Source organism: Bacillus sp. es.036, assembly GCF_002563635.1.
GTDB lineage: Bacteria > Bacillota > Bacilli > Bacillales > Guptibacillaceae > Guptibacillus.
The window spans coordinates 2,387,089-2,405,144 of the sequence record NZ_PDIZ01000001.1 but is presented as its reverse complement, the minus strand read 5'-3'; the positions used below and the strand labels follow the sequence as shown (position 1 = coordinate 2,405,144).

21 protein-coding genes are annotated in these 18,056 nt (G+C 40.5%); 16 read left to right on the top strand and 5 right to left on the bottom strand.

Annotation, left to right across the window (positions count from 1 at the left end):
* Positions 1–59: 59 nt before the first annotated feature.
* Positions 60–989 (bottom strand): cysteine synthase A, encoded by a 930-nt coding sequence (gene cysK, locus ATG70_RS12315; RefSeq protein ID WP_098444591.1) that lies wholly within the window; start codon positions 987–989, stop codon positions 60–62.
* Positions 990–1,211: 222 nt separating this feature from the next.
* On the opposite strand from cysK, the gene thpR reads away from it, so the two are divergent.
* The 5 genes from thpR to ATG70_RS12290 all read left to right on the top strand — a co-directional run bounded on the left by thpR (position 1,212) and on the right by ATG70_RS12290 (position 5,977).
* Positions 1,212–1,760, top strand: a complete 549-nt coding sequence (gene thpR, locus ATG70_RS12310) for an RNA 2',3'-cyclic phosphodiesterase (RefSeq protein ID WP_098444590.1) — start codon at positions 1,212–1,214, stop codon at positions 1,758–1,760.
* A complete protein-coding gene (locus ATG70_RS12305) occupies positions 1,744–2,124 on the top strand; it encodes a CidA/LrgA family protein (protein WP_179886260.1) in 381 nt (126 codons plus the stop codon). The genes thpR and ATG70_RS12305 overlap by 17 nt, the downstream gene beginning before the upstream one ends.
* Positions 2,121–2,807, top strand: coding sequence for an LrgB family protein (locus ATG70_RS12300; RefSeq protein ID WP_098444588.1), 687 nt, complete (start codon positions 2,121–2,123; stop codon positions 2,805–2,807). Before ATG70_RS12305 ends, ATG70_RS12300 begins: the two co-directional genes overlap by 4 nt.
* A gap of 94 nt (positions 2,808–2,901) precedes the next feature.
* The gene (pulA, locus tag ATG70_RS12295; RefSeq protein WP_098444587.1) at positions 2,902–5,043 is read left to right on the top strand and encodes a type I pullulanase; all 2,142 of its coding nucleotides are present in this window, start codon (positions 2,902–2,904) and stop codon (positions 5,041–5,043) included.
* A gap of 133 nt (positions 5,044–5,176) precedes the next feature.
* On the top strand, positions 5,177–5,977 hold the full coding sequence (locus ATG70_RS12290) for a phosphotransferase family protein (RefSeq protein ID WP_098444586.1): 801 nt from the start codon (positions 5,177–5,179) through the stop codon (positions 5,975–5,977).
* Here the strand turns inward: ATG70_RS12290 and ATG70_RS12285 are convergent.
* Positions 5,958–6,236: a YtzH-like family protein gene (locus ATG70_RS12285; protein ID WP_098444585.1), complete on the bottom strand. Its 279-nt coding sequence runs from the start codon at positions 6,234–6,236 to the stop codon at positions 5,958–5,960. The two genes, ATG70_RS12290 and ATG70_RS12285, sit on opposite strands and share 20 nt — an antisense overlap.
* Before the next feature lie 101 nt (positions 6,237–6,337).
* Positions 6,338–6,433: a cytochrome bd oxidase small subunit CydS gene (cydS, locus tag ATG70_RS22970; RefSeq protein WP_373560766.1), complete on the bottom strand. Its 96-nt coding sequence runs from the start codon at positions 6,431–6,433 to the stop codon at positions 6,338–6,340.
* A 175-nt stretch (positions 6,434–6,608) separates the two neighbouring features.
* Between cydS and trmB the strand changes: the two genes are divergently transcribed.
* The 7 genes from trmB (at position 6,609) to ATG70_RS12250 (ending at position 13,857) form a co-directional block, all read left to right on the top strand.
* Entirely contained in the window at positions 6,609–7,250 is a 642-nt protein-coding gene (gene trmB, locus ATG70_RS12280) for a tRNA (guanosine(46)-N7)-methyltransferase TrmB (protein ID WP_098444584.1), read from the top strand.
* Between the two features lie 89 nt (positions 7,251–7,339).
* A complete protein-coding gene (locus ATG70_RS12275; RefSeq protein ID WP_098444583.1) occupies positions 7,340–8,182 on the top strand; it encodes a YtnP family quorum-quenching lactonase in 843 nt (280 codons plus the stop codon).
* Positions 8,183–8,378: 196 nt separating this feature from the next.
* Positions 8,379–9,131 (top strand): DeoR/GlpR family DNA-binding transcription regulator, encoded by a 753-nt coding sequence (locus ATG70_RS12270; RefSeq protein ID WP_098444582.1) that lies wholly within the window; start codon positions 8,379–8,381, stop codon positions 9,129–9,131.
* Positions 9,128–10,060, top strand: coding sequence for a 1-phosphofructokinase (gene pfkB / locus ATG70_RS12265; RefSeq protein WP_098444581.1), 933 nt, complete (start codon positions 9,128–9,130; stop codon positions 10,058–10,060). Before ATG70_RS12270 ends, pfkB begins: the two co-directional genes overlap by 4 nt.
* Positions 10,057–11,964 (top strand): PTS fructose transporter subunit IIABC, encoded by a 1,908-nt coding sequence (locus tag ATG70_RS12260; protein WP_098444580.1) that lies wholly within the window; start codon positions 10,057–10,059, stop codon positions 11,962–11,964. Before pfkB ends, ATG70_RS12260 begins: the two co-directional genes overlap by 4 nt.
* A 316-nt stretch (positions 11,965–12,280) precedes the next feature.
* The gene (gene proC, locus ATG70_RS12255; RefSeq protein ID WP_098444579.1) at positions 12,281–13,123 is read left to right on the top strand and encodes a pyrroline-5-carboxylate reductase; all 843 of its coding nucleotides are present in this window, start codon (positions 12,281–12,283) and stop codon (positions 13,121–13,123) included.
* Between the two features lie 194 nt (positions 13,124–13,317).
* The gene (locus tag ATG70_RS12250; RefSeq protein WP_098444578.1) at positions 13,318–13,857 is read left to right on the top strand and encodes a hypothetical protein; all 540 of its coding nucleotides are present in this window, start codon (positions 13,318–13,320) and stop codon (positions 13,855–13,857) included.
* Positions 13,858–13,935: 78 nt separating this feature from the next.
* Here ATG70_RS12250 and ATG70_RS12245 read toward each other — a convergent pair whose 3' ends face one another.
* Complete coding sequence (locus ATG70_RS12245; protein ID WP_098444577.1) at positions 13,936–14,250, bottom strand: PepSY domain-containing protein; 315 nt, start codon at positions 14,248–14,250, stop codon at positions 13,936–13,938.
* A gap of 162 nt (positions 14,251–14,412) precedes the next feature.
* Between ATG70_RS12245 and ATG70_RS12240 the strand changes: the two genes are divergently transcribed.
* Both ATG70_RS12240 and ATG70_RS12235 read left to right on the top strand, forming a co-directional pair.
* The gene (locus ATG70_RS12240; protein ID WP_098444576.1) at positions 14,413–15,480 is read left to right on the top strand and encodes a M42 family metallopeptidase; all 1,068 of its coding nucleotides are present in this window, start codon (positions 14,413–14,415) and stop codon (positions 15,478–15,480) included.
* Positions 15,481–15,547: 67 nt separating this feature from the next.
* Positions 15,548–16,051 carry a DUF84 family protein gene (locus tag ATG70_RS12235; protein ID WP_098444575.1) on the top strand — a complete coding sequence of 168 codons (504 nt, stop codon included), beginning with the start codon at positions 15,548–15,550 and terminating at the stop codon, positions 16,049–16,051.
* Here ATG70_RS12235 and ATG70_RS12230 read toward each other — a convergent pair.
* A complete protein-coding gene (locus ATG70_RS12230; RefSeq protein WP_098444574.1) occupies positions 16,048–16,494 on the bottom strand; it encodes a YtoQ family protein in 447 nt (148 codons plus the stop codon). The two genes, ATG70_RS12235 and ATG70_RS12230, sit on opposite strands and share 4 nt — an antisense overlap.
* Positions 16,495–16,662: 168 nt before the next feature.
* Here ATG70_RS12230 and ATG70_RS12225 point away from each other — a divergent pair, with 168 nt between their 5' ends.
* Both ATG70_RS12225 and ATG70_RS12220 read left to right on the top strand, forming a co-directional pair.
* On the top strand, positions 16,663–17,676 hold the full coding sequence (locus ATG70_RS12225) for a PTS transporter subunit IIC (RefSeq protein WP_098444573.1): 1,014 nt from the start codon (positions 16,663–16,665) through the stop codon (positions 17,674–17,676).
* Between the two features lie 16 nt (positions 17,677–17,692).
* Complete coding sequence (locus ATG70_RS12220; RefSeq protein WP_098444572.1) at positions 17,693–18,007, top strand: thioredoxin family protein; 315 nt, start codon at positions 17,693–17,695, stop codon at positions 18,005–18,007.
* Positions 18,008–18,056 lie beyond the last annotated feature (49 nt).

Below are 18,056 nucleotides of genomic sequence, written 5' to 3'. Positions count from 1 at the left end.
TGCCGGTAACGGCATGGCGCTGACTAGTTACTATTCAAATGTACTGTCTTTTGGAAATTCTATAGAGAACTGAATAAATCACTTGATAAATAACGTTCGCCAGAATCACATGTCATTGTAACAACAACCTGGTTCGGTGATAAACGCTCAGCAACTTGCATCGCCGCATAGACTGCAGCTCCTGAAGATGGACCAACAAGTAATCCCTCTTCCCTAGCTAATTTACGTGTCACTTCATAGGCTTGCTCATCAGTAATTTTGATAATATCATCATAGACCGAGGTGTTCAGGATATCAGGTATGAATCCAGGGCTTGTTCCTACGAGCTTATGTTTTCCAGGTTTACCGCCAGATAAAACGGGTGATCCCTCAGGTTCAACCACGTGCACGGTAAGATCGGGGAAATGTTCTTTTAAGACTTCACCTGTCCCTGTAACAGTTCCGCCCGTTCCGGCTGTTGAAACGAAGGCAGCAGGGGTGACGCCGAGTTCCTTCATTGCTTCTACAATTTCAAGTGCTGTTGAAGTACGATGGGCATCTGGATTTGCAGCATTTTCGAATTGCATTGGGATAAAGCTATCTTTAATGGTTTCGGCAATTTCTTTCGCTTTGTTAATTGCACCAGGCATTTTCTCAGAAGATGGCGTGAGAACAACTTTTGCACCGTATGCTTTAAGAAGTTTAATGCGTTCTTGTGTTGCGTTATCAGGCATGACAATAATAGCAGGATACCCTTTAGCCGCGGCGTTCATGGCAAGTCCAATGCCGGTGTTGCCCGAAGTTGGCTCAATAATTGTGGAGCCTGCTTTAAGTAAGCCGTCTTCTTCTGCTTTAACAATCATATTATACGCTGCGCGATCCTTTACGCTCCGACTTGGGTTAAAGTATTCCAGCTTTGCGTATATTTTTGCGCCATTTGGATTCGGGACTCGATTTAATTTGAGTAGAGGCGTATCTCCAATAAGATCGGCCATATTTTCATAGATCATGTAAGCACATCCTTTTCATACAAGTTAAGGGTCATTTTCATATTTATTGGTCAGTATAGAAAGTGAGGAGATGATCACTCCCGTTAAACGATATTTTCTAATACTGTTCCCCATTATAGCAAAAGATAAATCTTTCGTAATAAAATCAAGCTTATGAGTAAAAAAAAATAAAAGATTATTCAGATTGTTTGATAGAATAGAAAAAGGATAGAAGGAGTGGACATGTTGAATACTCACTACTTTATTGCCCTCCCCATCCAACCACATCTTAGAAAGACACTTCAAGAGATTCAAATGAAGACTCATTTAGGATTTTTTAAGCATATTGTTTATCCTGAAGATTTTCATATTACGGTGGCTTTTTTAGGCGGAGCGGATGCAAGGCAGCTGTCAGATTTACATGAAGGTTTACAGAGGGTAGCAAAGGTCATGCAACCTTTTAATTTAGAAGTGGAAGGGTTACATTATTTTGGTTCCGAAAGTAGACCCCGTGTACTTTATGCAGATGTGATACGCACAAACCAATTGGAAAAGCTCCATCAAGAAGTAATCCAATTGTGTCAATTTGCAGGATTTTCACTTAAAGAAAGGGAATACTCCCCACACGTGACGCTTGCAAAGAAATGGTATGACCCTACTAAAGAAATAAAACCAAATTGGCCAACACTTAAACGTGAAAGTCAGGAAGTATCGAGTGTGAAGTTATATCGAGTAGCACCCGATGAAACCCCAAGGTATAAAGGTGTTGCGACTTATGAGTTCGCGAATTAATAAATACCTAATCATTTCATTACAAATTGGTTTTTTGTTTGGGTTTTATCTTGTGGGGGGCTATCTTCAAACAACATTAGCACTCCCTGTTCCCGGGAGTGTCGTAGGGATGCTAATTCTTCTAATCGGGCTTTATCTTAAATGGATTCCGATTCGATGGATTTCCCACGGGGCATCCGCATTATTAAATCATTTACCGTTATTATTTGTACCAGTCACAGTCGGTATCATGCAACATCTCGACTTCTTTAGCGGGAAGAGTCTCTGGTTAGTTCCAATCGTTCTCGTCAGTACGTGGATCGTCATGGGGGCGACGGGGCTACTTGGTCAGTTTCTTGCTAATCGAAAGGAGTGGGATAGATGATGCTACTGCAAATGTTTTTTTGGCTACTTGTCACTTTATTGTTATACGTTGTTTTCCGCCGACTCTATCAGTTATTACCGTACCCTTTTATGATTCCTGTATTAACGTGTACGGTGGTTCTGGTAGTGGTTTTAACGTCATTTGATGTTTCGTATGACACTTATTTCAGTGGAGGTCAATGGATCGACGCGTTGCTAGGTCCTGCTATCGTCGCACTTGCTTTTCCTCTATATAAGCAGAGAAAATTATTAAATAAGTTTAAAGTTGAAATTTTTGCAACGGTTTTAACAGCAAGTCTTCTAGGGATATTGTCTGGATATTGGTTAGCGGTCGTGAGCGGATACAACGAAATGATTGTGTCGACAATTATTTCTAAAAATGTAACCACTCCTGTAGCGATGGAAGTAGCTAGTATGACTGGTGGAGAACCAGCATTTGCCGTTATATTCGTAATGATTGCAGGAATAGGTGGAGCAGTAACTGGTCCTTGGTTATTCCAACTTCTGGGCATATCAAATTTTCTTGGAATCGGTATGGCTTTCGGCGGTGCATCACATGCGATAGGTACAGCAAAGGCACTCGAATATGGCGAGCGAGAAGCTGCAATAAGTTCAATAGGTTTAAGTTTATGTGCCCTATGCGTTTCGCTCCTTGGACCGCTTTTATTAAAATGGATTTCTTGAATTTTTTTATGAAACAAATGTCAAAATGAATTTTTGAAAATAAGATAGGTAATGGAAAAAGGTTGTAAGCATCTCCGCAAAGGATGGGATTCATATGATACGAGATTATTCTGCATACAAAAAAGTGAGCCAGGCTTTTACAGCATATTGGGATGACTTTCATACCATTACGGTAATGGCTAATATCTCGTTAGATGTTAAGGATGCCTACACCCTTACTGATGGCCATTTAGACATTCCGTTTGAAATAAAAGAAAACTCAAAAATGGGTAAGAAGAGATTAATTTCATTACAAGTCGATCGAGAGTACATGCCGGGGAATAATTACTACCTCATTCATTCAAGTGGTGAGACCAGTCTTGTTTTTACAGGAAAAGTTGTCAGAACAGATATGTTTGATGACCGCTATTATTATGATGGTGAATTAGGAGCCCTATTAACTGAAAATGGGACGGTGTTTCGAGTTTGGGCACCAACAGCAACCGAAGTTATCGTTAACATCTATAATGATACGTTCCAAAAGATAAAAGAGTTGCCGATGTTGAAGCAAGAGCGTGGTGTGTTTGAAGGATCATCAGCTGAGGTTTCAGAAGGGGCACTCTATACTTACAGTGTGAATGTTAATGGTGAATGTCGAGAAACGATTGATCCCTATGCAAGAGCAGCTACTTCAAACTGCAAATTTGGAATGGTGATCAATCCTTCCCATACGAATCCAGAGGGCTGGAACCCTTTCAGTAAACCTTCTTTTGCGAAGCCTTCTGACGCGATCATATACGAATTACACGTTAGAGACTTTAGTGTTCAAGCCAAAAGTGGATTGAAAAATAGAGGGAAGTATAAGGCATTTACAGAAGAACCGCCTGATAAAGATGGCATTCCAGCAGGGATTAACTATATAAAATGGCTCGGGGTTACGCACGTTGAACTTCTTCCTATTCAGGATTTCGGTAGTGTTGATGAAATGAAAGTCCCTCCATCCTATAATTGGGGATATGATCCAATTCATTATTTTGTTCCAGAAGGTAGCTATTCACTAAACTCTCATGAACCGTATACGCGTATTCGAGAAGTGAAGGAAATGATTCAGAAGCTTCATGAAAAAGGTTTAAGGGTCATTATGGACGTCGTGTTTAATCACGTCTATCAACTTCATGCTTCTCCATTAGAAAAGGTTGTACCTGGTTACTATTTTCGGTTTGATCATGGTGGAAAACCTTCGAATGGAACGGGGGTAGGAAACGATACAGCTTCTGAAAGAAGAATGATGAGGAAATTAATTGTCGATTCGGTTGTTTACTGGGCAAAAGAATATGGCATTGATGGCTTTCGCTTCGACTTAATGGGAATTCATGATAAAGAAACGATGAACGAAGTACGCTATGCCCTTGATTGCATAGATCCAACGATTCTTGTGTTTGGTGAAGGCTGGCATATGAACACCATTCTACCTGACCATCGAAAAGCAATGAGTGGCAATGCTCGAGAAACCCCTAGAATAGGCTATTTTAACGACCATTTCCGTGATTCTGTTAAAGGAAAGTTATTTGATACACGCTCCACTGGCTTTGCAAATGGAAACTTTTCAGTTAAAGAAGAGGTAAAGAAGTGTATAATGGGGAGTGTTGAGGATAAATTCATTACAGCATCTCAGTCCATTAATTATGTAGAATGTCACGATAACCATACGCTTTGGGATCGCTTGAATCGGAGTCATCCAGGAGTGAGTGAGGATGTTAAACAGCGTATGCATCGTCTCGCGACGGCGATCACCATTCTTTCGCAGGGGATCCCATTCATTCATGCGGGACAGGAATTTTTCCGTACAAAAAATGGAGTAGAAGATAGCTATAAATCTCCTGATAAAATTAATCGCTTTGATTGGCAAAGAATGAGAGCTGTTCAAGCAAACGTCAAGTATATTCGAGGGTTAATTTCAATTAGAAAACATTTTGATGCTTTTCGAATGGCTGAACGACATGAGATGAATCGGATTTCCTTTATCGATTCTCCAGGTCCAATTCTTGCTTATCGCATTCATCAACAGCACTCGTCTGAATCCATTGTCGTCATTCATAACGGCGGCTTCCATGACGATATTATCGATATCGGTGATGGTGAGAAATGGATTCTTGCCGATGGTGAAGTAGCAAGCGTTGAACCGATTAGAAAAACATCAGATAAATTGCTCTCAGTAGCGCCATTTAACACAATTATTTTAATAACAAATGATTAACACATGAAGATTTCGTCAACGTGTGTTATAATTTTTTATTCGTAGACGGTTTTTAGCTAGGTCCGGAGAAAAAACCGCTAAAAACGCAAAACTTCCAGAATCTACAAACTAACGGAAATCGAAGGTGAAATTGTTGGATAACATTTTAGGCGAAGGCTGGCAGGTTACGCCCGCTGGCGGAGCGACAGGCGAAGCATACTTAGCTCAATATGGAGACGAGAAATTATTCCTAAAACGGAACTCCTCGCCTTTTCTGGCTGTTTTGTCGGCGGAAGGAATTGTACCGAAACTTCTCTGGACCAAGCGACTTGAGAATGGAGACGTTATTACAGCCCAAAAGTGGTTGCCGGGGAGGGAACTGAAGTCCCATGAAATGAAGCAGCCGCGAGTGGCGCAAATGCTTTATAAAATTCATCGTTCTTCAGAACTTCGAAGGATGCTAAATCGTCTCGGGAAAAAACCTCTTTCACCAGACGTCATTTATCAAGATTTATTACAAAAGTTTGAGAATCATCATCGAAGAGACGTTGAAGTGATTCGAGCCCTATCTTACCTGGCTGCTAATAAAAATGATCTTGAGAACGTGGAAAAGGTTGTTTGTCATTGTGATGTCAATCATAATAATTGGATGTTTAGTGAGGAAGGGAATCTATATTTAATCGATTGGGACGGAGCGGTTGTGGCAGATCCTGCGTTAGATATCGGAATGCTGCTTTACTGGTACCTTCCAAAAGAGGAGTGGGAAGAATGGCTCACTCATTACGGATTGGAAAATACAGATAGCCTGCGCCACCGCATGTACTGGTATGTGGTAGCGCAGACACTCTTGTCTATCTATTGGTACGATCTTAAAGGATTAAACGGTGAAGTTGAATTCTGGAAAAAAGACCTAGAGAATTTAAACCACTATCGACTTATTGATACCGATCAATAGTATCAACCCACTGGCTAAGATGAGGCTGGTGGGTTTCTATATGGTTTAATAAATTGGATTCTGTTGCTCCAGTAGCACTATATTGTTGAATCTGACCAAGTACCTGCTTAATCTCTGGCGCAATACCTTCGTTTTGCTGTAAAGCTGTTGCCAAACGCTGAACTTGCTCACATTCTGAAGAGGTTCCTGTGCAATCGATATGATGGTTCTTAAGAATGTCAGCCAGAATAAAAAGCTGATCTCGATGTGAGAGTGGCATGAATTTTCCTCCTTATTTGTACTACTAATTAGCGTGTGCATGTAAGGAGGAATTATGCTCTCGCTATACGAAAAAACACGGATTTCTCCGTGTTATGCTCATTATTTTGTATCGCCTTTTGCACCCCATCCGAAAAGCGCAACAATGGAAACAATGATCACAATCCATGGTGCCCACATGATAAGAAAGTGTTCCACTTCTTCACCCTCCTCTCTCTCCATATCATAACTGATATGATGGGAATTTCACCACATCATTTTTTACAATTTGACTACTATTTCATACCCTTTCCACCACCTTTCTATTCTTATGATTTCATGGTAAAATGTCGATTGTGTAAAAACGGTAATTAGACTATAAGGAAGTGAACATATGCGTCAACGCAATAAACCCTGGGCAGAAGAAATGTTTGCAGATCACCCACAATTCGTACCCACCACCCCTTCCGAAAGAAAAGGGAACTGGAAAGACGTCTTTCAAAATAACAACCCCATTCATCTAGAAGTGGGAACGGGAAAAGGGCAATTTATAATTGGCATGGCGAAACAGAATCCTGATGTGAATTACATTGGTTTAGAATTATCGTCAAGTGTTATGGTGTCTGCTTTAGAAAAGTTAATCGTAGAAGATGTACCGAATGTTCGCCTGCTGAATGAAAACGCACAAGATCTTCAATCGCTTTTTGAAGAAAATGAAGTAAGCCGCATTTATTTGAATTTTTCAGATCCTTGGCCAAAAAATCGCCATGAAAAAAGAAGACTTACCTATAAAACGTTTCTGGATTTGTATCGTGTTGTGATGAGCCCGAAAGGCGAAGTTCATTTTAAGACAGATAATCAGGGCTTATTTGAATATTCCCTTCACAGTTTCTCTGCATACGGCATGACGTTAAATCATGTAAGCCTTGATTTGCATCAAAGTGGTATGGAAGATAATGTGATGACTGAGTATGAAGAAAAGTTTTCATCAAAAGGAAGCCGGATTTATCGATGTGAAGCAAAATTCAGAATTTGAGTCGCTTAGCGCGACTCTTTTTTTGATTCTCATTGAAAGCGATTTCTTTTAGTGAGAAGATAGACATATTCGTAGAAAGGGGTTTTGTAATGGAACAGTTACAAGTAGGTACACTATCAATTACGTGGCTTAGAGGTGGGGTTACTCATATGGATGGTGGCGCGATGTTTGGAGTTGTGCCAAAACCGCTCTGGAGCAAGAAATACCCTGTAAATGAGAAAAACCAAATCGAGCTTCGAACGGATCCGCTGTTGCTTCAATGGCAAGGAAAAAAGATCTTAATTGAATCAGGGATTGGGAAAGGGAAGTTGACTGAGAAGCAAAGAAGGAACTATGGTGTTGAGGAAGAGTCTGATATTCATGCTTCTCTTGAAGAGCTATCGTTGTCAGTGGAGGACATTGACATAATCCTTATGACTCACCTGCATTTTGATCATGCAAGTGGCTTAACTGAACCGGATGGAAATGAGTATAAGTCAACTTTTCCAAATGCCGCTATTTACGTCTCAGAAGTAGAATGGAATGAAATGAGAGAACCTAACATTCGTTCGAAAAATACATATTGGAAAGAGAACTGGGAAGCGATTCAACATCAGGTCCAAACATTTAAAGAAGCCTATGAAGTGCTTCCTGGTTTAAATTTGTACCATACTGGTGGACATAGTGATGGTCATGCGATTATCACGCTGGAAGAAGGGGGCGAGTATCTCATCCACATGGCAGACCTCATGCCAACTCACGCACACAAAAACCCTCTTTGGGTTCTTGCATATGATGATTATCCAATGACCTCCATCTATGCGAAAGAAAAGTGGATTACTGATGCTGTATCTCAAGACGCCTGGTTTATTTTTTATCACGATGCTCGTTACCGTGCTCTTAAATGGAACGATTCTTTTGAAATAACGCATGAAGTAAAACGAAATAGCTGATTTTAAGGAAGACTGCCGAACGGGCAGTCTTCCTTTTTTACGTCCAGGTGAATGGAAAACGAGAAATGAGCTGTTGAAGCGATGTGTTATTTGACTGCATTTGAACACTTTTGAATTTTTTTGAATAAAATTGAACGAAAATGATTGACTTATGAAAGTGCTTTCATTATACTGTGAGTAGAAAGTAGGTGATGATTTGTTAAATGCTGAACGTCATTTCATCATTTTACAAGTTCTTAAAGAAAAGGAAACAGCAACTGTTCATGAGTTAAGTGAAGCAACCGGGGCATCTGTTTCAACAATTCGTCGTGATCTTGTTCAACTCGAAGAAGAAAATCAGTTAAAACGAATTCATGGGGGCGCATCACTTTTTCGTTCAAAGGGAACGGAACCATCACTTGGTGAAAAATCCACGCAGAACATGTCAGAAAAAGAGAAAATTGCATCTTATGCAGCTGAATTGGTTAAAGACGGTGACTGCATTTTCCTTGATCCAGGGACAACCACCCAAAAGATGGCTCCTTTCTTACAACATAAACAAGTTATTGTTGTTACAAATGGCTACCAGGTCATTGAAAGCCTTCTAGCAGAAGGTATAACAACTTATGTTATTGGTGGGAAGTTTAAATCAAGAACAGGGGCGATGACAGGAGTTAAGGCACTTGAAAGTATTGAAACGTATCGTTTCGATAAGTGTTTTATCGGGATTAATGGTATTCATGAATCGTTAGGCTATACAACGGCAGATCCAGATGAAGCCATCATTAAACAAGCAGCGATTAAACTTTCACGCGATGCCTATATTCTAGCTGATTATTCGAAAATTGGTGAAGCAGCTTTTAGTAAAGTTGCAGATATTGAAGCGTGTACGATAATTACAAATGAGCATCCTGAAACAAATTATGATCAGGTAAGCAAACATACAACAGTAGAAGTGGTGAAGATATGATCTATACAATTACGTTAAATCCATCAGTCGACTATATTGTACGACTGGAGAACCTTAAAACTGGACTCGTTAATACGGTAGACGAAGAGATGAAAATCGCAGGGGGAAAAGGTGTTAATGTGACGAAAGTTCTAAAACGCCTTGGACATGAATCAACAGCATTAGGGTTTGTTGGCGGATTTACAGGTCAGTTCATTGAACAGTCACTGAAAGAGGAAGCTCTTCATCCTAACTTTATTCATGTAAATGGTGATACGCGCATTAACATTAAGTTAAAAAATGGAGAAGAAACAGAAATTAATGGTTTATCTCCAGAAATAACAGAAAGTGATATTGAGCAATTATTTACTCAACTTTCGCAAACTGTTGCAGGGGATATTGTTGTTATGGCAGGGAGCGTTCCCTCGAGTGTTGATCAAACAATCTATTCTCGAATTCTTCAGGCACTACCAGATGGCGTACAGGCGATTGTTGATACTAAAGGAGAAGCATTAAAGGAAGTAGTAAGAGCAAAACCGTTTCTAGTAAAACCGAATCACCATGAACTAGGCGATTTATTTGGTGTTGATATTACTTCAGTAGCGGAGTCGGTCAAATACGGTAAGAAAGTTCAAGAAATGGGCGCAAAAAACGTGATTGTTTCATTAGCAGGGGATGGAGCTGTATTGATTACAGCTGAAGATGTTCTGTTTGGTAACGTTCCAATCGGTAAAGTACAGAATTCAGTTGGAGCAGGGGATTCAGTAGTAGCTGGTTTTCTTAGTAAATACATCGAAACTGAAAACTTGAAAGAAGCATTCCAATCGGGGATCGCAGCAGGAAGCGCGAGCGCATTTTCAACTGGTTTCTGTACAGCAGAAGAAGTTCAAGAGTTAAGAAAACAAATTACGGTTAAGACTTATGATGATATGGGAGGTCGGGGAATATGAGAATCACAGAATTATTAACAAAAGAAACAATGATTCTAAACCTTGAAGCGGATTCGAAAGATCGTGTTATTAATGAGCTGTCTGAAAAACTAGAGAGAGCAGGCAAATTGCAGGACCTTAACGCGTTCAAAAAAGCGATTCATGCGCGTGAGAAAGAGAGTACGACTGGGATTGGAGAAGGCATCGCCATTCCTCACGCCAAAACAGCGGCCGTAAAGTCGCCGGCAATTGTTTTTGGACGTTCTCATGCAGGTATCGATTATCAGTCTCTTGACGGTCAGCCGGCGCACTTGTTCTTTATGATTGCTGCGACTGAAGGAGCAAACCAAACACATTTAGAAGCGCTATCAAGACTATCTTCATTTTTAATGGATAACGATTTCCGTAAAGGACTTCTTGAAGCAAGAACAGAAGAAGAGGTGTTGCAAGCATTTGATCAGAAAGAAGAAGAAAATGCTGATGAAGATGAAGTGGAAGAAACAACTGAAGTTACTGGGAAAATATTAGCGGTTACAGCATGTCCTACGGGTATTGCACACACTTATATGGCTGCGGATGCACTGAAAGCGAAAGCATCTGAAATGGGCTATAGTGTCAAAGTTGAAACAAATGGATCAGGGGGCGTGAAAAATCGTCTAACTGATGAAGAGATTGAAAAGGCACCAGGTATTATTGTTGCGGCAGATACAAAAGTAGAAATGGATCGATTTAAAGGGAAGAAAGTAATCGAAGTTCCAGTAGCAGAAGCCATCCGAAAGCCTGCTGATTTACTAAAGCAAGCAGCAAACGGTGATGCTCCGGTTTATAAATCTTCTGGATCATACGAAGATCAAATCAGTGAGAAGAAAAACGAAAGAAAAGGAAAGCAGTCCGCATTCTATAAGCATTTAATGAACGGTGTTTCGAATATGCTTCCGCTCGTTGTTGGTGGCGGTATTTTGATAGCCCTTTCATTTATCTTCGGTATTAATGCTGCAAATCCAGATGATCCAAGTTACAATGCATTTGCAGCAGCACTAAGCACCATCGGCGGTGGAAATGCCTTTGCTCTTATGATTCCAGTCCTCGCAGGATTTATCGCAATGAGTATTGCCGATCGTCCTGGTCTTGCTCCTGGTCTCGTTGGTGGTTTAATGGCTTCTACGAACGGCGCTGGTTTTCTAGGTGGACTTATTGCAGGTTTCCTTGCTGGTTACGCTGTTCTTCTTTTGAAAAAGCTTTTCTCTGGACTTCCACAATCCCTAGAAGGGTTAAAGCCGGTTCTTTTATATCCTTTGTTTGGTATCTTTATCACAGGAATCATTATGATGTATGTCGTAATTGAACCTGTAGGAGCTTTAAACACAGGGCTAGAAAATTGGTTGAGCGGAATGGGTACGACAAACAAGCTTCTACTAGGCTTAATTCTTGGTGGTATGATGGCAGTTGATATGGGTGGTCCAATCAATAAAGCAGCATTTACATTCGGTATTGCGATGATTGATGCAGGTAATCTAACGTATCATGCAGCAATCATGGCAGGAGGTATGACGCCACCACTTGGGCTTGCTCTTGCAACAACGCTATTTAAAAATCGCTTCAACAAAACTGAGCGTGAAGCAGGTAAAGTCGCTTATGTGATGGGGGCTTCCTTCATAACAGAAGGCGCAATCCCATTTGCAGCAGCAGATCCAGGACGAGTGATTCCTTCTATTATTGTTGGATCATCTGTAGCAGGCGCATTAACAATGTTATTTAATATAGCTTTACCAGCACCGCATGGCGGAGCGTTTGTTATCTGGTCTGTGAATAACATCTCATTAACTCATATTCTTCTCTATATCCTAGCTATCGTCATTGGTACAATTATCACAGCTTTGATGGTTGGTATACTAAAAAAATCTAAACCACAAGTACAAGCATAATAAGTGAAAGAGGCTCCGTATGGGAGTCTCTTTTTCTTATTTATTAAATAACGGTGCATTTGTAAAGTTGGTGTAGTAGCTTAATTTTCCACTTTTTGTTAAAAGTATAGTGCCGATTAAAAGGGATGAGAGAGCGTGAGAACCGAAATATGTCCATCTCATTCATACAGTTTCCAGTGAGATTCGAATGATAGCGTTTTCACTTAGTATCTTGCGCTTATGCTTATTTCTTGTGGCTAAAAGGTTGAAGGTCTAAGGATGCAGTGTTAGTATAAATGACCGTAGATGATTTTTCGGAAATCCAAAGGAGGCAATCATGCTAGAAAATAAAACCGTAACGTTTATCGGAGCGGGTTCAATGGCAGAGGCAATGGCTGCAGGAATGATTGAGTCAGGTACTATTGAACCTGAACGTATTATTATGACAAACAGAAGTAATGAACAACGTCGTCAGGAGCTAATGGAAAACCACGGCGTATTGGCGACGCAAAGCATAGAATTCGCCGTTCGTGAGGCTGATGTTGTAATCCTTGCAATGAAACCTAAAGATGTTGAACGTGCACTAGAAGCGATCGAGAACTTTATCACGAATGATCAACTTCTCTTATCTGTTCTAGCTGGCGTACCATCCTCCTATATTGAGGAGCAACTGGATGGAGAACAACCAGTCATCCGCGTTATGCCAAACACATCAAGTATGATTGGGAAATCTATTTCTGCTTTAGCAGCAGGCACACATGTAAGTGATGAGCAGGTTACAATTGCTCGCGCCCTTATACGTTCTATTGGGGAGACAGTTGTTATTGAAGAAGAGCAAATGGACGTATTTACAGGCGTTGCAGGAAGCGGACCCGCTTATATTTATTATGTAATAGAGAGCCTTGAGAAAGCTGCCATTGAAGGTGGAATTGAAACAGAAACCGCTCGGAAAATGGCTGTTCAAACGGTACTAGGTGCCGGAATGATGGCAGAGCAATCTGAAGATTCGCCTTCCGCACTAAGAAAAAAAGTAACTTCACCAAACGGTACAACTCAAGCTGGTCTTGAAGCTTTGTATGATAATGGCGGCGGAGAAGCTTTTGTAGCAGCGGTTGAAAATGCAGCTACACGCTCAAAAGAGATTAGTACTCAATTCAATAAAAAACCAGTAACTCAGTAAGAACCGGTGCATACCGGTTCTTTTTTTGTTATGAAATGAATCGGGAAGGGTAAACGTAATTTAAACGAGGATGGATGATCTGTCCGTCATTTCCTCCTATTGGATGTCTTTTTCTACAAAATGTTAGTAGAATAATAGATGGAATATGATATGATAAGAATTGGATAATTTGTTTGATAGAGGAGGAAAAAATGATGAAAAAAGGAATTTTTGCACTTCTTGCTGTATTTTTAATCGCATTTCCTTTCGCGGGAACAGCAGCACATGCTGAAGCGGATGTTAGTGATGAAGTAAAGAAGGGTGTAGCTAGTTATCTTGGGGAAGAACACTATGACTATGACAAAGGTTCTCTTAAAGTTGTAGACGCAGAAAATCTTGAAGTGGACAGCTCAGCAGATAAGGAATTTAGCAAAGTCTCAATGATGCTTGTAGAGTTTACAACAGTTCGTGACAACATTTTCTTTGAAGATCATACACAGGTCCTTTTCTATGATACAGAAGCCAATGCAATCATCCCAGATTCCAAAGTATTGGATATTGAAAAAGCGAAGGAATATAAAGATAGTCACGCAGATGTTACAGGTGAACACCTCCACATGAGCGTCATTCTTTTTCTAAGTGCGATTATGCTTGTTGGTCCAGCACTTCTTGGCTATTTATGGACTAAAAATAAGTATTCAACACTTCGTTTTAAATTGCAAAATAACGTTTACGACACGAATACTACTTTTTAATTGACTTAAATAAGACAGCAAAATCCCCGTGCCTGGTGCACGGGGATTTCTAGTGTGATTCTTGCAAACAGTGATTTTTTACTGAGCCTGTAATTCCACTAATGTACCTGTTTCTGCATCCACCATAAAGTCAAGCTGCTGAAGATCACCTTCTTTTTCGCAGGTTAAGCCTCCCGCATAAACGGTATAAGGAAGATTGAATTTCTCCACTGAATCCGTTTTCATATGAATCCATGACCCTTTAACAGTATATACGGGTTTTACAGCACCTTTAACTGCTTTTAAAGCTTTTTCAGGTGAAATATACGTTTTTTTTGAAGCGATTGTAGACACTGTAATTGCTGCCGCTCCTGCACCAATTAGTGCTCCAACTAACAAATCTTTTGTTCTCATTGCTTACGAATCTCCCTTCTTCAAGTGGGCAATTTGTTTTCCATCTATAGTATATCTGAATTTCTCACTTGGACCAAATGTTTCTATCGAAATCCACGACACTAGCAACAAGCAACCAGATTCGATACAATAGGAAGAGACGAACCATGGAAGGGGATACATATGAATAAAGAAACGTTGACGCTTTTTAAAACATTAACGGAACTACAAGGTGCACCGGGTTTTGAGCATGATGTTAGAAAATTCGTAAAAAGTGAAATTAGTAAGTATACAGATGAAATTATTCAAGATAATCTTGGAAGTGTTTTTGGGGTTAAACGAAACGATGGGCCACGTGTAATGGTCGCTGGTCATATGGACGAAGTTGGATTTATGGTAACATCCATTACTGAAAATGGAATGTTGCGTTTTCAAACCCTTGGAGGTTGGTGGAGTCAAGTTCTTCTCGCTCAGCGTGTCCAGGTAATGACGAAGAACGGCCCAATTCCTGGTGTGATTGGATCAATCCCACCGCATTTACTTGATGATGCGACTCGTAATAAACCAATGGCAATTAAAAACATGCTTATCGATATTGGTGCTGACAACAAGGAAGATGCCGAACGTATTGGCGTTAAGCCAGGACAGCAAATCGTTCCGGTATGCCCTTTCACCCCCATGGCTAATGAGAAAAAAATCATGGCAAAAGCTTGGGATAATCGTTACGGGGTAGGTTTAGCGATAGAACTATTGAAAGAACTTCAAAATGAAGAGGTACCGAATGAGTTGTATTCTGGGGCTACGGTTCAAGAAGAAGTGGGCTTAAGAGGTGCACAAACCGCAGCAAATATGATAAATCCGGATATTTTCTATGCACTGGACGCAAGTCCCGCTAATGATATGACTGGAGATAAGAATGAATTTGGTCAGCTTGGTAAAGGAGCACTTCTACGGATCTATGATCGCTCGATGGTGACCCATCAAGGTTTAAGAGATTTTATCTTGGATACGGCTGAAAGTAATGAAATTCCTTATCAGTATTTCATTTCTCAAGGAGGAACGGATGCGGGGCGCGTTCATCTGTCCAATAATGGCGTTCCTTCCGCAGTAGTAGGAATTTGCTCAAGATATATTCATACCTCTTCTTCAATGATCCACATAGATGATTATGCAGCTGCAAAAGAATTAATCATAAAATTAGTGAAATCAACAGATCAGGCAACGGTAGATAGTATTAAAAGCAACGTGTAAGTACAAGGGGCCGAAGAGGCTCCTTTTCTTATGAGGATTTTTTATCAAGTAGGTGGAGGGATGTTGAGTGAATCATTTAGTAGTTGGATCTACGAACCCGGTGAAAATAAACGCAGTAAGAAACCATTTTGTAGGTGAGGTCAGAGGGGTGGACGTTGATTCTGGTGTTGCCGATCAACCATGGGGAGACGAAGAAACGCTTCTTGGAGCAAAACAACGGGCGAGAGCCGCATTGGCAACAAGTCAGAGTGAAATAGGGATCGGTCTTGAAGGTGGAGTTCAAATCATTGAAGAGAAATTATACGTTTGCAATTGGGGAGCTCTTGTTGATAAAAATGGCACAGAAGTAATTGCAGGTGGGGCAAGGTTTCCGCTTCCTGATAATATTAAAAAAATGCTGGAGGAAGGAAAAGAATTAGGTCCTGTTATTTCCGAGTATGCAAGTCGAGCGGACGTAAGCAAAAAAGAAGGCGCCATTGGGATTTTTACCAACGGCGCCGTCTCAAGAACCGACATGTACGATCATCTTGTATCTCTACTTTTCGGTCAATACCAATTTCAAATGCGTTAATTAGTTTCGAAAATATAAGATAATGCTTTTAAAGCCTGGTCTGTGTTTTCAACAGTAACTTGAGCTTTGTTTGAAAGTTCTTTTAGTGGGTGATGAAGGGATTCAGGGCGAATCAGAATAAGTGGTTTCTGAAGAGCGATTGCCGTAGCAGCATCCATCGCACTGTTCCACTGTTTATAGTTCTCACCAAAAAGTGCAATGACTACGTCTGATTTATGAAGTAAAACGTGAGTTCGAAGATTGTTGATTTCTGAAGCAGCTTCATCCTTCAGAATTTTATTAAGTTGTTCGCCTTTAATTTCTTCACCAATGTTGTCTGAACGATCATGATTTTCCATAGGTCCAACAAATTGAATAGGCAATTCCATTTTAATAGCGTTTTCTTTCAGTTCATTTCGCCAATCATCGTGAATTTGGCCAGCCAGATAAACCGTCAATTCCATCAGTAGTGCCTCCTTTAAAATGTTTACGCCATTATTGTAGCATGGTTTTTTCATTTATTCCCAGTAAATAGATTAGGGGGAAAAGTTTGACCGTTTAACCTATTCATTAAGTGGTGGAAGAAATATGTGTATACTAAAACAGGATAATCCATTTGAAAGGAGAAACAGATGAAAGATTTTTTACATCAGAAAGGCATTACGCTTTCTCCGCGTGTGTATTTTATAACCGCGCTTAGCTATATGGCGCTTGGCCTCTTTTCATCGTTAATTATTGGCTTAATTCTTAAAACAATTGGTGGGCAAGTCTCTGCGCTTTCTTTTTTAACACCAATGGGAGAACTCGCAATGAGCTTAATGGGGCCTGCCATTGGTGTCGCGGTTGCCTATGGTTTAGGAGCACCTCCACTCGTATTGTTTGCAGCTATTCTTGCAGGTGCAGCTGGATCCGAACTTGGTGGCCCTGCTGGTAGTTACGTTGCAGCCCTAGTGGCTTCTGAAGCAGGAAAGCTTGTTTCGAAGTCAACTAAGTTAGACATTATCGTGACGCCGTTAATAACAATTTTTGCTGGTTATGGAACGGCGACTCTCATTGGACCGGGTATTCAATCACTCCTTACTAATTTTGGGTCTCTGATCATGTGGGCAACGGAGCAACGACCGATTATTATGGGGATTATTGTTGCAGTGCTTATGGGACTTGCTCTTACTGCGCCTATTTCGAGTGCTGCAATTGCCATCATGCTTGGATTAGAGGGCATTGCAGCCGGTGCAGCGACGATCGGGTGTGCCGCTCAGATGATCGGCTTTGCTGTAAGTAGCTATCGCGAAAACGGGGTAGGAGGTTTAATTGCCCAGGGAATTGGTACTTCGATGCTACAGGTTGCAAATATTGTTCGTAATCCGTGGATTTTGCTTCCGCCAACGGTAGCTGGCGCCATCCTTGCTCCAATTGGAAGTGGTTGGCTCTCTTTGTTAAATAATTCTTCCGGTGCTGGAATGGGAACAAGTGGTTTCGTTGGACAAATTATGACGTTTAACGTGATGGGGACTGGTGGCGAAATTTGGCTAGCGATTGTTATGTTGCATTTTGTTGGACCAGCAATAATAAGTCTGTTAATATCCGAAGTAATGAGGCAAAAAGGACTTATTCGTCCTGGAGATATGAAGATACAAACAGATTGAAACAGGGAGGTTCATCATGAAGAAATTTGAAAAACATGAAGAATATTTAGAAGCAATTAAAGAAGGGGAATCGGTACTTCTTTTTTCTGCAGATTGGTGCCCGGATTGCCGAGTGATTGAACCATTTCTACCAGAGCTAGAAAAAGAATATAGCGAGATGGATTTTTATTACGTTGATCGTGACGATCATATTGAGCTATGTCAGGAAATGGACATCTTTGGTATTCCGAGCTTTGTTGCATTTAAAGATGGAGAAGAAACTGGACGCTTTGTAAGTAAGATGCGAAAAAGTAAAGAAGAAATAGAAGAATTTCTTACAAGTGTAAAGTAACGGACGATCCATGGAACAAAGCTATGCGTCGCATAGCTTTGTTTTTTAA